The 20,754-nt window shown below is 29.4% G+C and carries 24 protein-coding genes and 1 pseudogene; all 25 read right to left on the reverse strand.

What is annotated here, in order from left to right:
* Window positions 1–19 precede the first annotated feature (19 nt).
* Window positions 20–949, reverse strand: coding sequence for a DMT family transporter (locus VJI94_RS03270; protein ID WP_324008315.1), 930 nt, complete (start codon window positions 947–949; stop codon window positions 20–22).
* Entirely contained in the window at window positions 950–2,569 is a 1,620-nt protein-coding gene (locus VJI94_RS03275; RefSeq protein ID WP_324008317.1) for a glucosaminidase domain-containing protein, read from the reverse strand.
* A gap of 206 nt (window positions 2,570–2,775) precedes the next feature.
* Window positions 2,776–4,230 carry a sodium:alanine symporter family protein gene (locus VJI94_RS03280; protein WP_324008318.1) on the reverse strand — a complete coding sequence of 485 codons (1,455 nt, stop codon included), beginning with the start codon at window positions 4,228–4,230 and terminating at the stop codon, window positions 2,776–2,778.
* Window positions 4,231–4,477: 247 nt separating this feature from the next.
* Window positions 4,478–5,548 carry a peptide-methionine (R)-S-oxide reductase MsrB gene (gene msrB, locus VJI94_RS03285; RefSeq protein ID WP_029949768.1) on the reverse strand — a complete coding sequence of 357 codons (1,071 nt, stop codon included), beginning with the start codon at window positions 5,546–5,548 and terminating at the stop codon, window positions 4,478–4,480.
* Between the two features lie 116 nt (window positions 5,549–5,664).
* On the reverse strand, window positions 5,665–6,309 hold the full coding sequence (gene deoC, locus VJI94_RS03290) for a deoxyribose-phosphate aldolase (RefSeq protein ID WP_150263176.1): 645 nt from the start codon (window positions 6,307–6,309) through the stop codon (window positions 5,665–5,667).
* On the reverse strand, window positions 6,309–7,007 hold the full coding sequence (gene deoD, locus VJI94_RS03295) for a purine-nucleoside phosphorylase (protein WP_324008319.1): 699 nt from the start codon (window positions 7,005–7,007) through the stop codon (window positions 6,309–6,311). The genes deoC and deoD overlap by 1 nt, the downstream gene beginning before the upstream one ends.
* An 80-nt stretch (window positions 7,008–7,087) precedes the next feature.
* A complete protein-coding gene (folK, locus tag VJI94_RS03300; RefSeq protein ID WP_041954420.1) occupies window positions 7,088–7,555 on the reverse strand; it encodes a 2-amino-4-hydroxy-6-hydroxymethyldihydropteridine diphosphokinase in 468 nt (155 codons plus the stop codon).
* Between the two features lie 8 nt (window positions 7,556–7,563).
* Window positions 7,564–8,538 carry a dihydropteroate synthase gene (gene folP, locus VJI94_RS03305; protein ID WP_324008320.1) on the reverse strand — a complete coding sequence of 325 codons (975 nt, stop codon included), beginning with the start codon at window positions 8,536–8,538 and terminating at the stop codon, window positions 7,564–7,566.
* 122 nt (window positions 8,539–8,660) lie between these two features.
* A complete protein-coding gene (gene pepD, locus VJI94_RS03310; RefSeq protein WP_029949780.1) occupies window positions 8,661–10,049 on the reverse strand; it encodes a beta-Ala-His dipeptidase in 1,389 nt (462 codons plus the stop codon).
* A 1-nt stretch (window position 10,050) separates the two neighbouring features.
* A complete protein-coding gene (pepT, locus tag VJI94_RS03315) occupies window positions 10,051–11,262 on the reverse strand; it encodes a peptidase T (RefSeq protein WP_004832990.1) in 1,212 nt (403 codons plus the stop codon).
* Window positions 11,263–11,339: 77 nt separating this feature from the next.
* On the reverse strand, window positions 11,340–12,116 hold the full coding sequence (locus VJI94_RS03320; protein ID WP_324008321.1) for a J domain-containing protein: 777 nt from the start codon (window positions 12,114–12,116) through the stop codon (window positions 11,340–11,342).
* A gap of 1 nt (window position 12,117) precedes the next feature.
* Window positions 12,118–12,339 carry a YdbC family protein gene (locus VJI94_RS03325; RefSeq protein WP_004832987.1) on the reverse strand — a complete coding sequence of 74 codons (222 nt, stop codon included), beginning with the start codon at window positions 12,337–12,339 and terminating at the stop codon, window positions 12,118–12,120.
* A 9-nt stretch (window positions 12,340–12,348) separates the two neighbouring features.
* Entirely contained in the window at window positions 12,349–13,167 is an 819-nt protein-coding gene (locus VJI94_RS03330; protein WP_029949782.1) for a hypothetical protein, read from the reverse strand.
* Window positions 13,164–13,451 carry a GIY-YIG nuclease family protein gene (locus VJI94_RS03335; protein WP_004832984.1) on the reverse strand — a complete coding sequence of 96 codons (288 nt, stop codon included), beginning with the start codon at window positions 13,449–13,451 and terminating at the stop codon, window positions 13,164–13,166. The genes VJI94_RS03330 and VJI94_RS03335 overlap by 4 nt, the downstream gene beginning before the upstream one ends.
* Entirely contained in the window at window positions 13,448–14,065 is a 618-nt protein-coding gene (locus VJI94_RS03340; RefSeq protein WP_324008322.1) for a regulatory protein RecX, read from the reverse strand. Before VJI94_RS03340 ends, VJI94_RS03335 begins: the two co-directional genes overlap by 4 nt.
* Before the next feature lie 99 nt (window positions 14,066–14,164).
* Window positions 14,165–15,278, reverse strand: a protein-coding gene (gene prfB, locus VJI94_RS03345) for a peptide chain release factor 2 (RefSeq protein ID WP_205420682.1) whose coding sequence is annotated in 2 segments (ribosomal slippage) — window positions 14,165–15,202 and window positions 15,204–15,278 — 1,113 coding nt in all. Because the reading frame shifts where the segments join, the coding sequence is not laid out codon by codon here.
* 161 nt (window positions 15,279–15,439) lie between these two features.
* On the reverse strand, window positions 15,440–16,282 hold the full coding sequence (locus tag VJI94_RS03350) for an AraC family transcriptional regulator (RefSeq protein ID WP_324008323.1): 843 nt from the start codon (window positions 16,280–16,282) through the stop codon (window positions 15,440–15,442).
* Between the two features lie 242 nt (window positions 16,283–16,524).
* On the reverse strand, window positions 16,525–17,022 hold the full coding sequence (locus VJI94_RS03355) for a hypothetical protein (protein ID WP_324008324.1): 498 nt from the start codon (window positions 17,020–17,022) through the stop codon (window positions 16,525–16,527).
* 134 nt (window positions 17,023–17,156) lie between these two features.
* Window positions 17,157–17,603 (reverse strand): MarR family winged helix-turn-helix transcriptional regulator, encoded by a 447-nt coding sequence (locus VJI94_RS03360; RefSeq protein ID WP_324008325.1) that lies wholly within the window; start codon window positions 17,601–17,603, stop codon window positions 17,157–17,159.
* A gap of 9 nt (window positions 17,604–17,612) precedes the next feature.
* Window positions 17,613–18,020, reverse strand: coding sequence for a polyketide cyclase (locus VJI94_RS03365; protein ID WP_324008326.1), 408 nt, complete (start codon window positions 18,018–18,020; stop codon window positions 17,613–17,615).
* A gap of 192 nt (window positions 18,021–18,212) precedes the next feature.
* Window positions 18,213–18,908 (reverse strand): annotated as a pseudogene (locus VJI94_RS03370) (DNA alkylation repair protein).
* Between the two features lie 13 nt (window positions 18,909–18,921).
* Window positions 18,922–19,440: a nitroreductase family protein gene (locus VJI94_RS03375; protein ID WP_324008327.1), complete on the reverse strand. Its 519-nt coding sequence runs from the start codon at window positions 19,438–19,440 to the stop codon at window positions 18,922–18,924.
* A gap of 11 nt (window positions 19,441–19,451) precedes the next feature.
* Entirely contained in the window at window positions 19,452–19,661 is a 210-nt protein-coding gene (locus VJI94_RS03380; protein ID WP_324008328.1) for a DUF951 domain-containing protein, read from the reverse strand.
* Window positions 19,654–20,484, reverse strand: a complete 831-nt coding sequence (locus tag VJI94_RS03385) for a mechanosensitive ion channel family protein (RefSeq protein WP_324008329.1) — start codon at window positions 20,482–20,484, stop codon at window positions 19,654–19,656. Before VJI94_RS03385 ends, VJI94_RS03380 begins: the two co-directional genes overlap by 8 nt.
* Window positions 20,477–20,749, reverse strand: coding sequence for a DUF3343 domain-containing protein (locus VJI94_RS03390; protein WP_314720443.1), 273 nt, complete (start codon window positions 20,747–20,749; stop codon window positions 20,477–20,479). Before VJI94_RS03390 ends, VJI94_RS03385 begins: the two co-directional genes overlap by 8 nt.
* Window positions 20,750–20,754 lie beyond the last annotated feature (5 nt).

Here is a 20,754-nt window from a genome sequence, read left to right on the forward strand (position 1 = left end):
CTCATTTTTAATAAATTTTCTAACTACTAAATGATAAACCTACTATTGAGATGGTTACAATAGCAACACCCATCAATAAGGTTAAAGTAAGTGGAGTAGAAAAAAATATAACAGATAAAATAACACTCCATAAACTAAAAGTACTATTTAGAGCCATTCCTTTTGAAACTCCATTTAATCTCATCTCTTTATAATAAAGCAAATAACTTAAACCTGCAAAAAATCCTGCGAAAATCAAACACTTCAATATATCAAAACTTTTTATTGTCGTGATAAAACTTCCAAACAAATTTAAGCAAGGTAAAACTAAAAACAATATACTAATTCCGGAAACTAACTCTCTAATATTTAAGATTATTTCTTCCTCAAGTTTCTCTTTAGTGGCAAAGTTTACAATAGTTGCTTCAAGTCCCCAGCTAAAACTTGCAAGTAAAGAAAATAAAATCCCAAGATAAAAATAAGGATAATTTCCTGTAGGCTTTGAATATGAAAGAATAAATGTCCCTACAATACAGCCAATAATACAAATAAAAGTTTTTAAATTAATTTTTTCTTTTAAAAACAAAAAAGATAAAAGAGTTCCAAACATCGGACATAATGCAGAAATTGGAATTGCATAAGCAGGACCTGCCAAAGAAATGCCCATAATATATGAACATTGTCCGACAGGTCCTCCTATCAAACCCGCAAAACAAACCCATTTTCCTGTCTTTGTTTTCAATGCGGGTAATATCCTATTTAATTTTCCAAAAATTCCATTATATCCAAGAACAAATAATCCTGCAAACAGGTCGTTAAATCCTGCAAAAACTAAAGGTAGAAGAAATATAACTCCTACATTATAACTTTTCAGCAATTTACTCCCCATTAGCAAAGATAAAACTGTACCATTAACAGCCCAAAAAAAGCCTGAACAAAGTCCAATAAATTCGTTCTTAAATTTCTTCATCTAAGGTTTTACTCCATTAGGAAAAATTTCCTTATCCAATTCTCTTAATCCGTGCTTATCAATTATATCTAAAAGTTTTTTTCCATAATTAGGATCAGTTGCATAAGTTCCTGTTAAAGCTTCTGCAGCTTCTTCCGGAGTTTTTGCAGCCAATACACCAGCATAATATTTTCTAAGCCAATTATTTTTTGTGAATAATTTCGCATAGTATTCAAATGCTTCATCATAACCTGAAAACTTCATAAACTTAGCTGTAATATAATATTTTTTACCGTTTTTATATTCTGCAGTCCTCATTTCATAATACCTTGAAGGAGGAGTATCTTTACCGGCTTTTATTCCAAATAAATTATAAATAGGTGGAGGTGATAAGCTGTCATTTCCATAGCCGGTTTCTAAACAAGCTTGTGCAACCGCTATTGAAGGAAATAATCCTTTACCCTTAATAGCTTTTAAAACTCCCGGTGTAATTTTATTTATAAATTCGGATTGAGATGGATTCTTTCCATATTTTCCATTTACAAAATATCTATATCCTGATTCATCTCTAGCTCGCCCTGTAAATTTTTCACCCTTTTGGAAAAAATACCAATCTTCGCCATTATCATACCAGCCATTTGCATATTCTCCATTATCAAAAAATTTCTTTCCGCTAGCGTCTATTCCATAACCGCTATGTTTATCTCCGTCTTTAAAATAATACCAATCTTCGCCATCATCATGCCACCAATTTGCATACTTCCCGTTATCAAAATATTTTTTTCCATTACCGTCTATTCCATAGCCACTATGTTTTTTACCTTCTTGGAAAAAGTACCACTCTTCACCATTATCATACCAGCCATCTGCATATTTACCATTATCAAAATATTTCTTTCCGGAAGCATCTTTTCCATAACCGCTATGTTTCTTTCCGTTTTGGAAAAAGTACCACTCTTTTCCAACTTCACACCACCAATTAGCTAGGTCTCCGTTTTCATCGTAGAACAATCCATTTTTATACTCATTTTTAATTTCTTTTGAATATTTTCCATTTATGAAATCTCTAATTCCTGAACCATCTTTCGCAGTTCCTGTAAATTTCTTTCCATTTTGGAAAAAGTACCATTCCTCGCCATCATCGTACCACCAATTTGCATATTTTCCGTTGTCAAAAAATTTCTTTCCGGAAGCATCTTTTCCATAGCCATTGTGTTTCTTTCCATTTTGGAAAAAGTACCATTCTTTACCATCATCATGCCACCAGTTTGCATATTTTCCGTTGTCAAAAAATTTCTTTCCGGAAGCATCTTCTCCATAACCACTATGTTTTTCACCTTTTTGGAAAAAATACCATTCCTTTCCGTCGTCATTCCACCAGTTTGCATATTTTCCGTTGTCAAAAAATTTCTTTCCGGAAGCATCTTTTCCATAGCCATTATGCTTTTTCCCATTTTGGAAAAAGTACCATTCTTTGCCGTCATTGTACCACCAATTTGCAGGCTTACCATCATCTCCATAAAATATTCCATTTTTATATTCTGCAGCCTCAACTACTTTCTCGCTAACAAAAGTATCTTTTGAAACCAGTACACTTGATATTAGTATAGAAAACAGTAAAAGTCTCTTGCTTATTTTCATAAATACCTCCTTATAATTATTTTAAAATAACTACCTGATATAGATAATTTTATCATATTTTCTATATAACATCAACAAATAGCTAAAAATAAACACTAAAAATTACAAAATTATTACAAAAGTGTTACAAAATTATTAAATTTATATTTTTATAATTAAAAAGGAGAGATAAAAATCTCTCCTAAAAAATCACATTAATTAAATTATTATTTTACTTCATAATCATAATGTACATCATTATTTAATAGACATTTATTGTAATCTTGCATAATAGCTCTGGCTTCAAATGATAACCAAAGGATAGCAATTACGTTTGGTATAACCATTAATGTATTGAAAATATCTGCTAATGACCAAACAATAGCAACTTCTCCAAGAGAACCGGCTATAATACAGATAAGAACTATAGCTCTATATGGTAAAAGTCCTGCTTTACCAAATAAGTATTTGATATTTGATTCTCCAAAATAGTACCAACCAACGATAGTTGTAAATGCAAAGAATGATAAACAAATAGCTAAGAAAATAGCTCCACCTGATCCGAATGCAGTTCTAAATGCCTGTTGAGTTAATTGTGCTCCGGCTAAGAATTTTCCGTCAGCTCCTTTAACATTATAAGCACCTGTTACTAAAATGGCAAGTGCTGTTGCAGAACATACTAAAACTGTATCAATGAATACACCAATAATAGCTGTTAAACCTTGTTCAGCAGGGTGTTTTACATTTGCAACTGCGTGAGCATGTGGTGTTGAACCCATACCAGCTTCATTAGAGAATAATCCTCTAGCAACCCCTTTTTGAACAGCAACTTTAACTGCTGCCCCAGCAATACCACCGGCAACTGCTGTACCACTAAATGCACTCTTAAAAATCCATGCAAAAGTAGGTCCAACTTGACCAGCAAACATAATTAAAATTACTATACTTCCTAAAATGTAAACTACTGCCATTACAGGAACTACAAGTTCAGCAAATTTTGCAATTCTGTCAATACCACCGATAAAAATTAGAGCAGCCAAAACGGCAATAACTACACCGATAATAGCCGGATTAATATTTTCAAGTCCTTGAATACCTTTAATACCGGATGCTATTGAATTTGATTGAACGGCATTACCCATAAATCCTAAGGCTAATACTATCGCAATTGCAAAAAATCCGGCTAAAATTTTAGCAAATGCTCCAGTTTTCTTAAGACCTTTTGATATGTAATATGCAGGTCCTCCTACAAATTCGCCATCAATTTTAGATCTGTACTTTTGAGCTAAAACCGCTTCTACGAAAATTGTTCCCATTCCAAAGAATGCTGATAACCACATCCAGAAAATTGCTCCAGGTCCACCTGCTGTAATAGCAGTTGCAACCCCTGCAACATTACCTGTTCCTACTTGTGCAGCAACTGCTGTCGCCAATGCTTGGAATGAAGACATTGAACCCTCTTCTTTAGGTCCTTCTTTCTTTTTGAAAAGTCCTCCAAAAACTAATTTAAAAGCCTTTCCCATTTTTGTAATTTGAGGGAAGCCCAAAATAAATGAAAGGAATAATCCCGCAAATAGCAAACCAGCTACTAAAATTTTACCAGCGATAAAATCGTTTATTTTGTTGATAGTATCAACAAGTCCCGAACCGCTTAGTAATACAAAACTAGATAATAAGTTCATATAATACCTCCTATAAAATTTATTAACTGTATTATACTCTAAATCGGTATATAAGTCAATGTATTTTAGGAAAACTTTTGATTTTTTATTGTCATTTTATTTTTTTATAAAAAATAAAAACAATACGCATTTCTCAATGCTTTTGAGCTGGCTGGAACTCAAAAACTTTATTATTACACAACAAAAAAGGTATGTAATTAAAATAACGAAATTACATACCCTTTATGATTAAATATAAAAAATATTTTTATTTAACTTTATCAATATATTTCCCATATCCCTCTTTTTCCATATCCTCTAAAGGAATAAATCTTAAAGCAGCTCCATTAATACAGTATCTCTTTCCTCCTTTATCTTTAGGGCCATCATCAAAAACATGGCCCAAATGTGAATCTCCACCCTTGCTTTTTACTTCAACCCTCTTAAGACCATGACTATCGTCTTTTTTGTAATTTATATTTTCATCAATTGGTTTTGTAAAACTTGGCCATCCACAACCTGCATCATATTTATCTTTTGAAGAAAAAAGTGGTTCTCCTGTTACTATATCAACATATATCCCCTTTTCATCAAATTTATCATATTTACTTGAAAAAGGTCTTTCAGTTGCAGCATTTTGAGTAACATTGTATTCTAAATCGCTCAATTTATTTTTTAGTTCTTCTTTACTTGGTTTTTTATATTTTCCATCTTTTCTTTCAAGAGGCTTATCAGCAAGACCCAAGTCAATATGACAATATCCGTTTGGATGTTTTTTTAAATAATCTTGATGATATTCTTCAGCGACAACAAAATTTTTAAGTTTTTCAATTTCAACAGTTATAGGTTTGTCAAAATTTGGTCTTTGATCATCAATAAATTTTTCTATAACAGATTTATCCTTCTCATCAACAAAATATACCCCTGTTCTATATTGTCTACCGGCATCATTTCCTTGTTTATTAACACTTGTAGGTTCAATTATTCTAAAATAATGTTGTAAAATTTCCTCAAGTGAAATTTTATCCTTATCATAAACTATATGCACAGTTTCCGCATGATCTGTACTTTTAATTTTTTCGTAGCTTGTCTCTGAGCCATTTCCATTTGCATATCCAACAGTTGTATCCGCAATGCCATCTATTTTTGAAAAATATCCTTCAACACCCCAGAAACAACCTCCTGCTAAATAAATCTCTCCTTTGTTTTTAATCGAATTTAAATCAACTTTTGGTTTTTCCATAACTTTCTCTCCTTTTTTACCATTTCCCATAAATCTTATTGCAATTCCAATCACTATAAGGCAAACTATAATAAAAGGTATTACAACTTTTTTCATAAAAATCATCCCCTTCCTGATTTTATAAAAAATATACCCTCTAAAAAATAATAATACTCAAATTTATTTAAAAAAATCATAATTAAAAAAAGGAAGTTGTTTCCAACTTCCACAAATTATTCTGAAATTATTTTTACACTAGCACTTACACCCAATCTGTCAGCACCCAATTCAATCATTTTTAAAGCTGTTGCCTTATCCCTGATTCCACCACTGGCTTTAACTTTTGCTTTGTCTCCTACAGTTTTTTTCATAAGTGCAACAACATGTTCATTTGCACCTGAAGTACTAAATCCTGTTGAAGTTTTTACAAATTCTGCTCCTGCCTTAACACAAAGTTCTGAAACTTTTACAATTTCTTCATCAGTTAATAGACAAGTTTCTATAATAACTTTTAAAAGTGCTTTTCCTCTTGTAGCATCTACAAGTGCCTTTATATCATTATATACAAAATCCAAATCATTTGATTTTAATGCACCTATATTGATTACCATATCAATTTCATTTGCACCGTTTTTGATTGCATTTTCAGTTTCAAAAACTTTACTTTCAGTTGTCATTGCTCCTAGTGGAAATCCTACAACAGTACAAACTTTAGTATTTGAACCTTTTAGTTTTTCAGCACATCTTTTTACATGACAGCCATTAACACAAACAGAGAAAAAGTCATATTTTTTTGCCTCTTCACAAAGTTTGTCTATCATTTCATAAGTTGTATCTGCCTTTAACGCAGTATGATCCATATATCTATTTAATTTCATTATGCTATCTCCAATGCTAATTTCATCATAGTTGTAAAACTATTTTGTCTTTCTTCAGGAGTTGTAATTTCTTTAAAATGGAATGAGTCTGAAACTGTCAAAATTGTAATAGCATTAACTCCTGCATAGTTAGCATCACAATAAAGAGCATAACTTTCCATATCTACTGCTAGAACTCCCATTTGTGCCCATTTTTTCCAATCTTCAGGTGAAGCATTATAGAAAATATCAGAACAAAATACATTACCAACATTGATATCAATGTTTTGCTCTTTTGACGCTTCATAAGTTTTTCTTAAAAGTTCCCAGGAACAGTTTGCTGAATATGTTCCATCCAATTTATATTGATGAGCAAAGTTTGAATCTGTAGAAGCAGCCATTCCTACAACTATATCATATAATTTAAGTTTATCGCTATAAGCTCCACAAGAACCAATTCTGATTAAATTTTTAACCCCATAAAAATGGATTAATTCATAAGAGTAAATTCCAATTGATGGAACACCCATTCCACTTCCCATAACTGAAACTTTTTTTCCTTTGTAAGTTCCTGTGTAACCTAACATTCCTCTTACATCATTAAATAATGTAACATCTTCTAAAAAATTTTCTGCAATAAACTTAGCTCTTAAAGGATCTCCTGGCATTAAGACAGTTTCTGCAATTTCTCCTTCTATCGCTCTATTATGTGGTGTCATAAAAAACCTCCTTAATTATCTTTTATCTTACATAATATTAACATAAAAACTCTATTTTTTCAAGAATTATAGCCTAAATTCTAAATATCACAAGAGTTTAAATCTAACAATAATTGATGAACAGTCTTTTTAAATACAGGATGAATTTTATCTGGACTTATCTCATTCACAGGCTCTAAAACAAAAGACCTTTTTTGTATTTCAATATGTGGAACTTTTAAATCTTCTTCATCAATTATTAAATCTTCATAGAATAAAATATCTAAGTCAATAATTCTTGGTCCCCATTTGATTATTCTAACTCGTCCCATATCAAGCTCTATTTTCAAAAGAACTTCTAAAAGCTCTCTAGGACTAAGCTTTGTCTCAGCTATACAAACTGCATTTACAAAGTTATCCTGTTCTGTATAACCATAAGGCTCAGTTTCTATATAAGTTGAAACTTTTTCAACTAAAACTCCTCTTTCGTTCATCATCTTAATTGCTAAATCAAGATTTTTCCGACCTTCTCCCATATTACTACCTAAAGCAATCCAAACTTTACTCATAAGTCCTCCTATTTTTTATATGCTTCAAAATTAATATCTTCGCTTTTATCTGCCATTCTAATTGCATCTCCAATTAAAATTGCTGAAAAATGTTTATCAAAATCATGAACTCTTAGTATATTTACACCTTTAAAAGATGCAATCGCACTTAAATATGCAGATGCCAAATCTACATTAGAAAGTCCCTCTTCTGTTTTTATAGCTGAGTCAATATTATTTTCAGTTAAAATATTTACTACAAATCTCTTTCTGGAAACTCCTAAAAACGATAAATATCCCATATCATGAATTCTATCTATTCCCTTAATCAATTCTAAGTTTTCTCTTTTTGTAAGAGCAAAACCGATACCGGGATCTAAACAAATTCTTGATTTCTCTATACCTTTTGAAATGGCAATATTTATAGTTTTATTAAAACATTCTTCCATCATATCTAAAATATCCAAACCTTGTAAATATTCCAAATCTTTATCCGTTATGAATGCATTTTTTCCAAACTTTGGAAAAATTTTTGCACCTTCATGTTCAGGTCTTATAATTACGGGATTAAACATCATAATATATCCAACACTTGAATCTGCAATAACATCAGCCATTTTTTCATCGCCGAGTAAACCTGTAATATCATTAATAATATCTGCTCCTGCATCTATTGCAGCCTTAGCAACTTCAGATTTCCAAGTATCTACGGAAATAACAACATCCATTTCAGACTTAATCGCTTTGATAATCGGAACAATTCTTTCAATCTCTTCTTCTACGGAAATTAATTTGCTTCCAGGTCTTGTTGATTCTCCACCTATATCAAGCATATAAGTTCCGGCTGAAACAAGTTCTCTTGCTCTTTTTACAGCTCTATCAATATCAAAATATTTTCCGCCATCTGAAAAAGAATCCGGAGTCATATTCAAAATTGAACAAAGTTTAGTACTCTCTCCATTTTTGATTGACTTACTCCCAAACTTAAATTCTATATCACTCATAAAAACCTCCGCATAAAATACTTTTTATTTATTATATGTTTATTATATTAAATAAAACTTAAAATATCAACATAAAAAAAAATCAGCTAATCGCTTAGCTGATTTTCAATAAAATTTTAAAATTAATTTTTTGCAATTTCTTCAATTAATTTTAGCGTAAAGTCATAAACTCTTTCTGTTGATGGAATTGAAAGATTTTCTTGTGGAGTATGCGCCCCTCTGATATCAGGCCCGAATGAAATCAACTCAAGATTTGGATATTTTTCATAGATTGCTCCACATTCAAGTCCTGCATGAACTATAATATTTTCAAATTCCTTTCCGGTTAACTCTTTATAAACTTTGTTTGCATATTTTTGTAGTGTTGAATTTTCTTTCTTTTCCCATGAAGGATAACCGCCCAAAAATTCATGTTTTAAACCTAATTTTTCAGCAATTTTAGCAAAAGATGACTTCATATCTGCAAAAATACTCAATGAAGATGAACGAATTGAATCGCGAATTAAAATTTCATTTTCAGTTGTTTGAACTATTGCAAGATTTGATGAACTGATAATACCGGTTTCATCTTTTGTATTCACACCTGTAGGCAACTTTTCTAAAATTTCAACTAGAGTATTTTTCAATTCATTTGTTAAAACTTTTCCTTTTGAAATTTCTTTCTTATCTATTGTAAGTTGTTCCTCTCCATTATATTTTTCTGTAAATTTAGAAATTAATTCATCTAATTTTGGAGAGTTTTCAATTACAATTTCTCCAACTCTAGGAATTGCATTATCTTTATTTCCACAGTTTACACTTGAGATTGAAAGTCCGCTCTCTTTTATAAATTCAGCAATGGTTTTAATCATATTTCTTCTATTTTTGCCGATTTCCATTCCTGAATGTCCGCCTAAATATCCGTCAAAATGAAGTTTAACAAGTTCCACTTCTTTATTTTCAAATTTTAATTCTAATTTTGTTCTAAATAAAGTTCCTCCGGCTGAACCAAGTGTTAAGATGCCTTCTTCTTCAGAATCGATATTAAAAAAGTATTTTCCTTTTAAAAGTCCTTTTTCAAGTCCTAAAGCACCAGCCATTGTAGTTTCTTCAGTAACTGTAATAAGAACTTCAAGTTCAGGGTGAATCAAAGTTTCATCTTCCAAGATAGCCATCGCCATTGCAACTGCTATTCCGTCGTCAGCTCCAAGTGTAGTGTTATTTGCAAAAAGTAAATCATCTTTTATTACCCATTCAATTTTATCTGTTGCAAAATTATGTTTTGAACTTGTAGCCTTTTCACAAACCATATCCATATGTCCTTGTAAGATTATTCCCGGTTTGTTTTCATATCCCTTTGTTGCAGGTTTTCTCATATAGACATTAAGAATATCATCTTGTTTTGTTTCAAGTCCTAATTTTTTTCCAAAATTATAAATATAATCAGATACTGCCTTTTCATTATGTGATTCACGAGGAATATCTGAAAGTTCTCTAAAATAGTGAAAAACTCTTTCAGGTTTTAAATTCATACTATTCTCCTTTTACAATATTTTCTACAATTTTTACAAGTAATTCTGAACCTTTTTCCATATATGAAACAGGAACAAATTCATATCTACCATGGAAATTAAATCCACCGGCAAAAATGTTTGGACAAGGAAGACCCATGAAAGAAAGTCTTGAACCGTCTGTACCGCCCCTTATAGATTGAATTTTTGGAGTAATTCCGATTTCAACCATAGAATTATATGCAAGGTCAATTATATCTTTTCTATCTTCCAATTTTTCTCTCATATTGTAATATGAATCTTTAAGTTCTAAAGTAATTGAATTATCATATCTGGAATTTAAAAATTCAACTATTTTTTTCATATATTCTTTTTTGTTTTCAAATTTTTCTCTGTCAAAATCTCTTATGATAAATTCCATATGAGTATTTTCAGTATTTCCGTTCATTTCCAATAAATGATAAAAACCGTCATATCCTTCAGTATGTTCCGGTCTTTCATTTGCAGGTAACATTGATAAGAGATTATGTGCAACTACAAGTGAATTTCTCATAATATCTTTTGCTGAACCCGGATGAACATTTTTACCTTTAATATCTACTACAGCGCTACAAGCGTTAAAACTTTCATATTCAAGTTCTCCGATAGGTCCTCCGTCAATAGTATAAGCAAAATCCGCTCCAAATTTTTTAACATCAAAATGGTCTGCTCCACGTCCAATTTCTTCATCAGGAGTAAATCCTATTGAGATATCCCCATGTGGTAAATTATTTGATGTAATTTTTTGAATTGCATCCATAATAATTGAAATACCTGACTTGTCATCAGCTCCTAACAAAGTATTTCCGTCAGTTGTTATAAGTCTTTCTCCAACAACTTCGTTCAGACAAGGAAACTCTTTTACAGTCATAGTAACTTCATCATTTAGCTTTATATCTCCTCCTTTGTAATCAACAAATTGAGGATTTACATTTGCTCCGGTAAGTTCAGTTGCAGTATCCATATGTGCAATAAAACCGACTTTTTTTAAATCTTTTCCTACATTTGATTTCAAATGAGCATAAACATAACCCATTTCATCAATATGGGCATTTTCAATTCCCATTTCTTTTAATTGCTTCACAAGTAAATTTCCCAAGTTTTTTTGTTTTTCTGTTGATGGAACAGTATTAGACTTAGGATTTGATTGAGTGTCCATTTTTGCATATTCCACAAAACGATCTACTATATTCATAACTACCTCCAAATATTTTATTGTATATTTATTTTACCACAATTTTAAAATAAAGAAAAGATAGCGATTATCTTCTACTATCTTTTCATCTGATTATATCTTTTTATATTTTCTTCCGTTAAAAATTCAAAAGCCGAATTAACTTCTTGAAATTTCTCTGTGGTATCTCTATCTCTATTCAAATCCGGATGATATTTTTTTGCAAGTTTTCTATATTGTAGCTTAACTTGATAAAAATCTATATCATAAGTATTAAACTCTAAAACCCTACAAGCATTTTCAAATTTATTTTTAAAGTCGCTATATGGATCGTAACTTGTTCCACCGGCATTTTGATAATATCCCTGATAGCCTGTATAGAAACCTCCCTGATTGGAGAAATATTCATTAAAAGCATTAAATCTTCTTTCCCATTCTTCCTGTTCTCTTCTTTGTCTTTCTTCTCTTTCTCTTTGACGTTGTTCTTCTTGAGCTCTTTCATATTTTCTTTTATATTCTTTAAATGATGAATAACCTCTGTTATTTCCCAACAAAAAATTTCCATAATCATTCAAATATTCACATAATGAGTAATTAATATATCTCAGAAATGAAATAAATTTTTTCCCTAAAAAAGGAACTATAAAAAAAACAAATACAACTAGCCAAAAACCCGGATGGAAAATCAAAATTCCAATTAACAAAGGGGCTAAAAACGAACTTAAAGTTAGAAGACCTATTCCTATTAGCACTAAAAATACAGAAATACTGCTAAGCAAATTCACAACATAAGATAGTCCGTTTACAATCAGCCCTAAAGCTTTATCTAAAAATTTAGAAAGACCTATAATAAATTTCCCAAAAAATTTTTTCACACTATTCTCCAAATTCTTCCTTTAAAATTTCATAAAGCGCTTGAGCTTCTTCCTTTGTAAGAGTTATTCCTTTAGACATCCTCTCATGGCTTGGATTCCAATCTCTTATATCATATTTTGGTTCTCTTTCATTCCAGCTTACTAAATTTAACTCTTTCCTCCAACCTTTTTCATTTTCAGATAAAATTCCTAATTCCTCTGTAATCTCAAATTTTAATTCCATTTTCTCCTCCTAATTTAACATTCCATTTTTATTTGTAGGTAGAGACGCAATAAATCCGTCCATTAACCCATTTTTTATTTTTGTTAAAATTTCAATTGAATGATTTATATCTGCCTTTTTAGTTTCAACTTTTTTCAATAATCTCTGCATTTTTTCTACTTTTTTTTCATCAAGAGTATCTTTACAAGACTCTCCAAGATTTTTCACTTCTCTTTGTAAAAATTCCAAATTATTTTCCAAAATTCGAATATTTTCTGAATACTCATCAACATTAAAATCTATCGGATTTTTTATCAATCTTTCTTCTTCAATCGTCTTAAAAATTTTATTCATCGTTCTTTTGCTGTCATCAGCTTTAGCTTTTAGCGTTTTTTTCCAAAGTTCTTTATCCCAATTTTTACTATTTATTTGTGGAGAAATTTCCTTTGCAATGGCCTTAAAAACATCATTACAAGTATTGTTTTCATCAGTGTCAAGCTCATCAAACAATCCTACAAAATTTTTAACCTCATTTGAATTAAATTTTTTGCTGTTTCTATTTTCCAAATTTATAATTGTATAAACTTGACTTACATCTACAAAATTATCAGCAAATTCAAGTGTTTTTAAAATTTCTCCTGCCCTAAAAAGATTCATAACATCTCTTTCAAGTGTTTTTTGAATTTTTATAAGGCTTTCCATATTTTTTTTATATAAAAGTTTAAACTTTTCATCATCTTCTAAAACCAAATCATTTCTAATTGAAATAATTTCTTCTTTTAAAAGTAATAATTCCGCTAAATTTTCTCTTAAATCATTATATTGATTATATAAATTTTCATTAATCATAAAACATCACCTTCCATATAAGTAGAAAATTTGCTTTTATCAAAATTTAATACTAATTTTTCTTTTCTTAACCTATTCATCTTTTTTATCTTAATTTCTCTCTTAAGTGCTTCTGACTTTGTTTCAAAAATTTCAAAATAAACTAGTTTTACAGGTATTCTGCCTCTTGTATATTTTGCACCGCAACCGGAATTATGTTTTTCAAATCTGGATTTTAAATCAGTCGTATAACCGGTATAAAAAGTTCCGTCCTTGCACTCCAACATATAAACAAAAGTTATCATAATATTTCCTTTAAAACATCATTTATCACATCAAAACCGAAACCTCTATAAGTCAAATAATTTATAATCTTTTGTTTTTTCTTGAAATTATCTTCTTCATTTGACAACAGTTCCAGTTTTTTTATACCCATTTTAAGAGCATTATCAAATTCTTCATCGTATTCAAACTCATTCAAAAAATCTTCAAAAATATTCTTAGAAATTCCTTTTTGAATTAATAAAGATTTGATTTTATTTTTCCCATATCCATTTAATTTTTTTTTATCTTCAATAAATATCTCACAATAGACTTTATCATTTAGATATTCCTCTTTTTCTAAAATATCCAAAACTTTGTCTATAACATCTTCTGTAAAGCCATTTTCTTTAAGTTTTAATCTTACTTCATATTTTGTTTTCAATTTTCCTGAAATATAATTTATTGCTCTCGACTTTGCCCTTTCAATATCTGAAAAATACTTCATTTCTAAAATTTCATCTTCTGAAAAATCCATATCAACTGAAACTTTATACTTTTCAAAAATATTATAATTCAAAAGAAGTTTTGTTTCATCTTCAAAAACTACTTCAAAAACTTCTTTAGATTTACTATAATTTATATTTACAACTTGCATTACTTAAATAGCCCTATAATTGCCGGTATTACTCCAACTACCATCATTAAAGCCAATACAAGTGCAACGATTCTAGTTGCTGTTTCTCTTTTCATAAAATCACCTGCTCTTTTTTATTAATTCACATAAATATTGATTTATAAATTCATCAATATTCCCATTCATAACAGACTCGACATTTCCTGTTTCATAACCTGTACGATGATCTTTGACAAGTGTATAGGGTTGAAAAACATAAGATCTTATCTGTGAACCCCATGCAATTTGGGAATACTTTCCTTGAATATCTTCTATTTTTTCTCTATTTTCTTCCTGCTTTATAATCAAAAGTTTTGCAATAAGCTGTCTCATAGCCGTATCTCTATTAAACATTTGACTTCTTTCGGATTGACAAGAAACAGTTACTCCCGTTGGAATATGTGTTATTCTAACTGCAGAATCTGTTTTGTTTACATGTTGTCCTCCTGCTCCTCCAGATCTATAAGTATCAATCCGTAAATCTTTAGGATTTATTTCAATATCGGTAATTTCTTCAATCTCCGGAAAAACATCTACACTTGCAAAACTTGTATGCCTCTTATTTGAAGAATCATAAGGAGAAATTCTAACAAGTCTATGAACTCCCTTTTCTCCTTTCAAAAATCCATAGGCGTTTTTCCCTTCAACTTTTAAAGTAACAGACTTAATTCCACCTTCAGTATCAGAATTATAATCCAAAATTGAAAATGAAAAGCCCTTACTGTTAATCCATCTTGTATAAAGACGTTGTAACATTTCTGTCCAATCTTGTGCATCTGTACCACCTGCACCAGCATGAATTTCTAAAATGGCATTATTTGAATCATATTCTCCAATCATTAAAGTATTTAACTTTAAAGATAAATATTCTTTCTCAATATTTAAAATATTTTTTAACACTTCTTTTTCATATTCCATAAATTCTTCATCAGATAAAATTTTCAAAAATTCTAACGAATCTACAATTTTTTGACTTAGACAAGTAAAAGTTTCAATTTTACATTTTAAATTTTTCATATTATCTAAAATTAACTTTGCCTTTTTAGAATCATTCCAAAAATCTTCTTCGAAAGTTTGAGTCTCAAAATCTCTGTAATCTTCCTCTAACTTTGAAATGTCAAAGTGAATCACCAATTTCTGATAAATTTTGTTGCAGTTTTTTTAATCTTTCGACTACTGTGCTTAAATTTTCCATCTCTCCCCCAACACAACAATAAAATATAATCTTTTTTATTTAAAAATAGAGTTAATTAAATTCAATAATAAAAATATAATTACAGTTAATTTTATACTATTAAAATATTTTCGTCAAGTCCAACAAAAAAGAGCCAATGGCTCTAATTTATTTTTAATATATTATGCTTTTACAATTGGAATCCATAATTCCATTTTATAATCTTTACTATCCATATCCCCTTCATAGTAATATTCAAAGTCAGGAGTTCCCGAATGAACATATCCATGTTCCGGAAAAAACACTTCCATTACATACTTCCAACCATTGTGAATACATTCAGGAACTACTCCTTTTAGCTCAACAATAGCATATTCAGCCTCTTCTACTTCTAGGATATCAAGTCCCATACTTTTTGCTTTATCTACATCCGTAACAATATATCCTGCCATGTAATTTATTACATTTGGACTTTCCACGTCATGACAAATGCCTACACTTTCTCCATCTCCTAGACTTGCAAGTTCTTCTTGGCTATATTTTTCATATAATTTATTCCAAACTTTTGGACATAATGATGAATTAATATTTTCTTCATTGAAACCTGCAACTGTAAATGAACCTTTCTTTTGAATTGTAACATTCATACTTCTTCCTCCTTTAACTGTTAATGCTAATTGAATTCTAGAAATCAATTTGAATGGTTTCTCATTTCTTACTTCAGAAGGAGTAAATCCATGAAAATTCTTGAAAGCTGTTCCAAAAGAGTCTGATGACTCATATCCAAATCTAAATGCAATGTCAATTACTTTTTCGTCCGTATCTCTTAAAGCAATCGCAGCCTCTGTTAATTTTCTTCCTCTCAAATATTCTGAAAGTGTTGTTTCAGTCAGAATAGAAAATAATCGACTAAACATCGCATAAGAATATCCAGATAAATGAGTTATTTTCTTTTCATCAATTTCATCTTCTAAAACAGTTTCTATATAATCTATCGTACTATTAAAAGATTTTATTATACTCATTTGATTTCCCCTTTCTAGATATAGTTTAACAATTTTTAGATTGTACTACCCTATAATGTAGGTACAAATTTTAAAGGATATTTTTTATTTAAAAATAGAGTTAATTAAATTCAATAACAAAAATATAATTACAGTTAATTTTATACTATTAAGATATTTTCGTCAAGTCCAACAAAAACGGTAGTGTGTTAAGATAAAAAAATTTTTTACACTACCTTTCATATTAAATTCAATCTATATATTCAATATTTTCTCTTTGCAAATACTTCACCATTTGTAACCCAACTCTTGCCATTATCAAAAGACGTCTTGCTTTCCCAATGAAATGTATCGAGAGTAATATTTGAAAATATCCATTGATTAAGACTCTCTGTTTTCTCTTTATTCACTAGTACAATTTTATCATTTATTTTTTCTGCTTCCAAACAAACCATCTTTCCTAAACAGGAATAGCAAATATCCCATTTTTTCTTTTTTGGATTATATATTCTTATAGTTGTACCATATTCAGCATCCGGTTGCGGATTTGCAACTCTTTCTACTCTTGACGGACAAATGAAAACATCTTGAATTCCTTGACCATTCAATATCTCTGAAAACAACCATTCTCCTATTACATGCCTTTCTTTTTCAGTTCCTTTTCCATCAACCCATTCAATTTCCCATTCTCCAATTAGAGGAGAAAATATATTTTTGCTTTCTGATTTTTCTCCAATCAATGCTTCAAAAAAATTATTCATATATAAACACAAACCTCCCAAATAAATATTTATAAAAGCCATAACATAATTTTTTACACTTTTACAGATTTGACTTTACCTATAATACCATTCTTTTATAACAACATAGATGATAATTTTGATATCTTCATAGATTACAATTCCTGATTCAACTTGGCAAGAAATTGTTTAAATCGATCTTCATCATTATCTAACTTTCCAAAAAAAATTTCATCAATTCTCTCAACTAGAGGAACAGCTTTTTGTAAAATTTCTTCTCCTTTTTTATTCAAAACAACTGTTTTTGCTCTTGTGTCTTTTGAATGTTCTTTTCTCTTTACAAAATTGTGTTTTTCTAGTAGATTTAATATTTGAGATACAGTCATAACATCTATCCCTGATATTTTAGAAATCATAACCTGTGTAACCTCAATGTTATTTTGTGATAAATAAGCAAGGGAAGCTAATACAACAAATTGAGGATGTGTTAAATTCACTTTTTTCAATTCATTTTTTATCATAAAATGCCATTTGTTATACACTCTCATAAATAATAATCCTGTTGATTTTTCTGAATTGTCCTTATATTTTGATACAAACAAAATATCACCTTATCCTTCCAAACATTTTTTTAAAACAAATATTGAGTGAGGTATATCTGAAAAGACTTGACTTAAAAATTCTAAATGTCGTTCATCTTCGCTGTCTAAAATTACAGTATGTTTTATGTTCACACTTCCATCATTATTATCAATTATTTGATGACCGAAAAGAATATCTCCAAACGGAGTTTCTGTTTTATCCCAAAATTCTTCAAAAGGTCTTACAAGAGTAAGCTGATATTCCATAGGAGGCATGCCTTCAAGTTCCATAGTCCCAAATGATCCTGTCTTAAATCCATCTTTTAATGTGATATTTTTTAAATCTTTCTCCCAATCATACCATTTTTCAATATTTGCATAATACTCCCAGACTTTTTCTTTCACTGCTTTGATTTTTAAACTAAAACTAAATTCCATTGTACTTCCTCCTTTTTATTATATGTACACTTATTATAAAATATTTTATAATATTTGTCAATAAGATTCTTGATTTTCTTCAATAATTTTTTTATTTTTTGTTTTATATCTCTCCTTTTTATTTCTTTATCAAAGTTAATCATTCATTGAATAGCTTTATTTACAAAAAAAGAGCCAACAGCTCTTTTCATTCTATTTCACTATTTTTACTTTTAAACTTCTTAGATATGCTTTTTCTTCTTCGGTAATTCTTCTGCTTTCTATTGCCTTTTGAATGGCTTTATTATGAGTCCAATCATCAAGTTTTTTATTTTCTATAAACTTTATAGCATACTTTTGTTGTTTTGCAAGAGCAGTGGCAAAATACCAAGCAATCATCATATTTACATAATATTCTTCAGACCTTACTTTTGAAACAATTTTCAAATGTTCTTCTTTAAAATTTTCATCCAAATAATTTGAAAGTAAAAGTCCGATTCCGTATCTTATAACATAAGTTTTTTCATCTTCTATCCAATCTAAAATATATCTATATGTCTCATTTGGATATTTTTTAAAAACTTTTGGAGAAAACAAGTCTCAAGTTGCCCAATTGTCAATGAATGGAATAAATTTTTCTGTATATTCCATTACCAAATAAAAATCTTTTATTTGCTCAATTAAACAACCATGTAAATTATTTTCTTCATAGTATTTATGTGGAAGATTATTTAAAAACTGAAAGCTTCGTTTTTCATCTTCTTTAAATAATTTTTTTGCATAATTTCTTAAATCAGGTGTTCTAACTCCGATTATTAAGTCTCTATCTACTGTAGGAATGAGTTTTGCATTAAAATTTTTATATTCAATATCTTGAAGAGAAAACAAATCTTCTAATATTTTATCCATATAATCCCCCTGATTATCTAATTTTCAATTCTTCAAATAATTCTTCATCAGACTTATAAGTTTCGTGCATTGGTGAAGGCATAGCATTTTCAGATTTATATCCCATGAATAAAAGTATTTCTACTTCATTTTGTTCCGGAATATCAAATTTTTCCTTAACTATTTCAGAACTAAAAGCTTTAATCATCACTGAACCTAATCCTAAATCTTCAGCTTCAAGAACCATATGTGTTGCAACAATTATAGCATCTACAACTCCACTTGGGATTCCATCTTCATATTTCCAACATTGATCCATATTATATGTTATAACAAACATAAGTTGTGCATTAAATTCACAAGGAGATGACTCATTTAAAAGTTTTAACTTTTCATCATCAGTACAATAGTAAATTTTTATCGGTTGGTTATTTTTTGCTGTCGGTGCAATTTTTCCTTCCTCTAAAATTTTTAAAATCTTTTCTTTTTCAACCTTTTTACTAGAAAAATCTCTTACTGAATATCTATTTTTTGCTAATTCTAAAAAATCCATAATTACCTCCTTTACAGATTTGCAACTTTGAAAAGTTTCCCGTCTATTTCAACTTTTCTTAGCCTTTTTTCAAAATCAATTCTTTTAACCCAAACTTCCCTTTCACAACCTAGACATTTCAATTTAATTTCAATTCCTGTCCTTAAAATCTCCCATCTATTTGTTCCACAGGGATGTTCTTTTTTTAGCACTACAATGTCGGATACTTTATATTTATACAATTTTATCACCCTTTTCAAGTTTCAAAAACTCAATATTTTTTTCTTTAAATTTTTTATACAATTCTTCTCTTAAATTTTTTTCATTTTGCCATTGTGTTGACTGTTTACTCCAAAGAGCAACAGCTATTTTTATATAATAACTTCCCATTTCTGTAACTCCGAAAAATACCGGATCTTTGACTACACTTTTATGTTTCTTTGAAAATTCTGTCGAAAAATCGCTTATAATTTTCTTAACTTTTTCAACATCCACATCAGTTGGAAAACAAAAAGTAACAACAGATCTTTGGTTATTTTTACTTAAATTTGTAACAGTAGTAATACTTCCGTTTGAAATGGTATTTATACTTCCATCATAACCTTGTATCTGTGTATTTCTCATATTTATAGACATAATATTGCCAGAAATTCCATTTATAATAACATCATCCCCAATATTATACTGGTCGTCTAAAAGAATAAAAACTCCACTGAATAAGTCTTTTACAATACTTTGAACTCCAAAGGCAATAATAATACCACCAACTCCAGCAGTTGCTATTAAAGATAAAGTATTTACATCAAAAATGCTAAGTATTATAACTATTACTATAAAATAAATTATATATTTCAAAACACTTGACGATATAGAAACTATCGAGTTTACCTTTTTAGAGTTTCTAAAATCATTTGATTTATATGTTTTAACTAGATTTGTCAAAGCTTTTGTAAAAATATAAATTATAATTTTGGCAACAAAGAAAACTATTATAGATAAAATTACTTTTATAATTAGGCTTCTAATAGACTCCGAATAAATAAAATTTCCAAAAAATTTATTCATTAATATTTATCTCCGTTACAACATTTCCTCTATCTTGTGTCTTTTCAAAAAGCCAAAGGTAATCAACATTTTTACCCGCTTCTTTTAGAGATTTTACTGTTTCAAGTTCACTTGGATCAAGCAAAATAGCTAAACCACAAGAACGACTTACTTCCCTTGGTGTTGGAATTGTTTTAAATTTCTTATCTAAATTCTTAAGTTCTTTCTCTAATTGCATTGTATGATTAACTGAATTAAAAGTCAATAATAAATATTTTTCGTCCAAAAAAA

It is taken from the genome of Parvimonas sp. D9 (genome assembly GCF_035282565.1).
Taxonomy (GTDB): Bacteria; Bacillota; Clostridia; order Tissierellales; family Peptoniphilaceae; genus Parvimonas; species Parvimonas micra.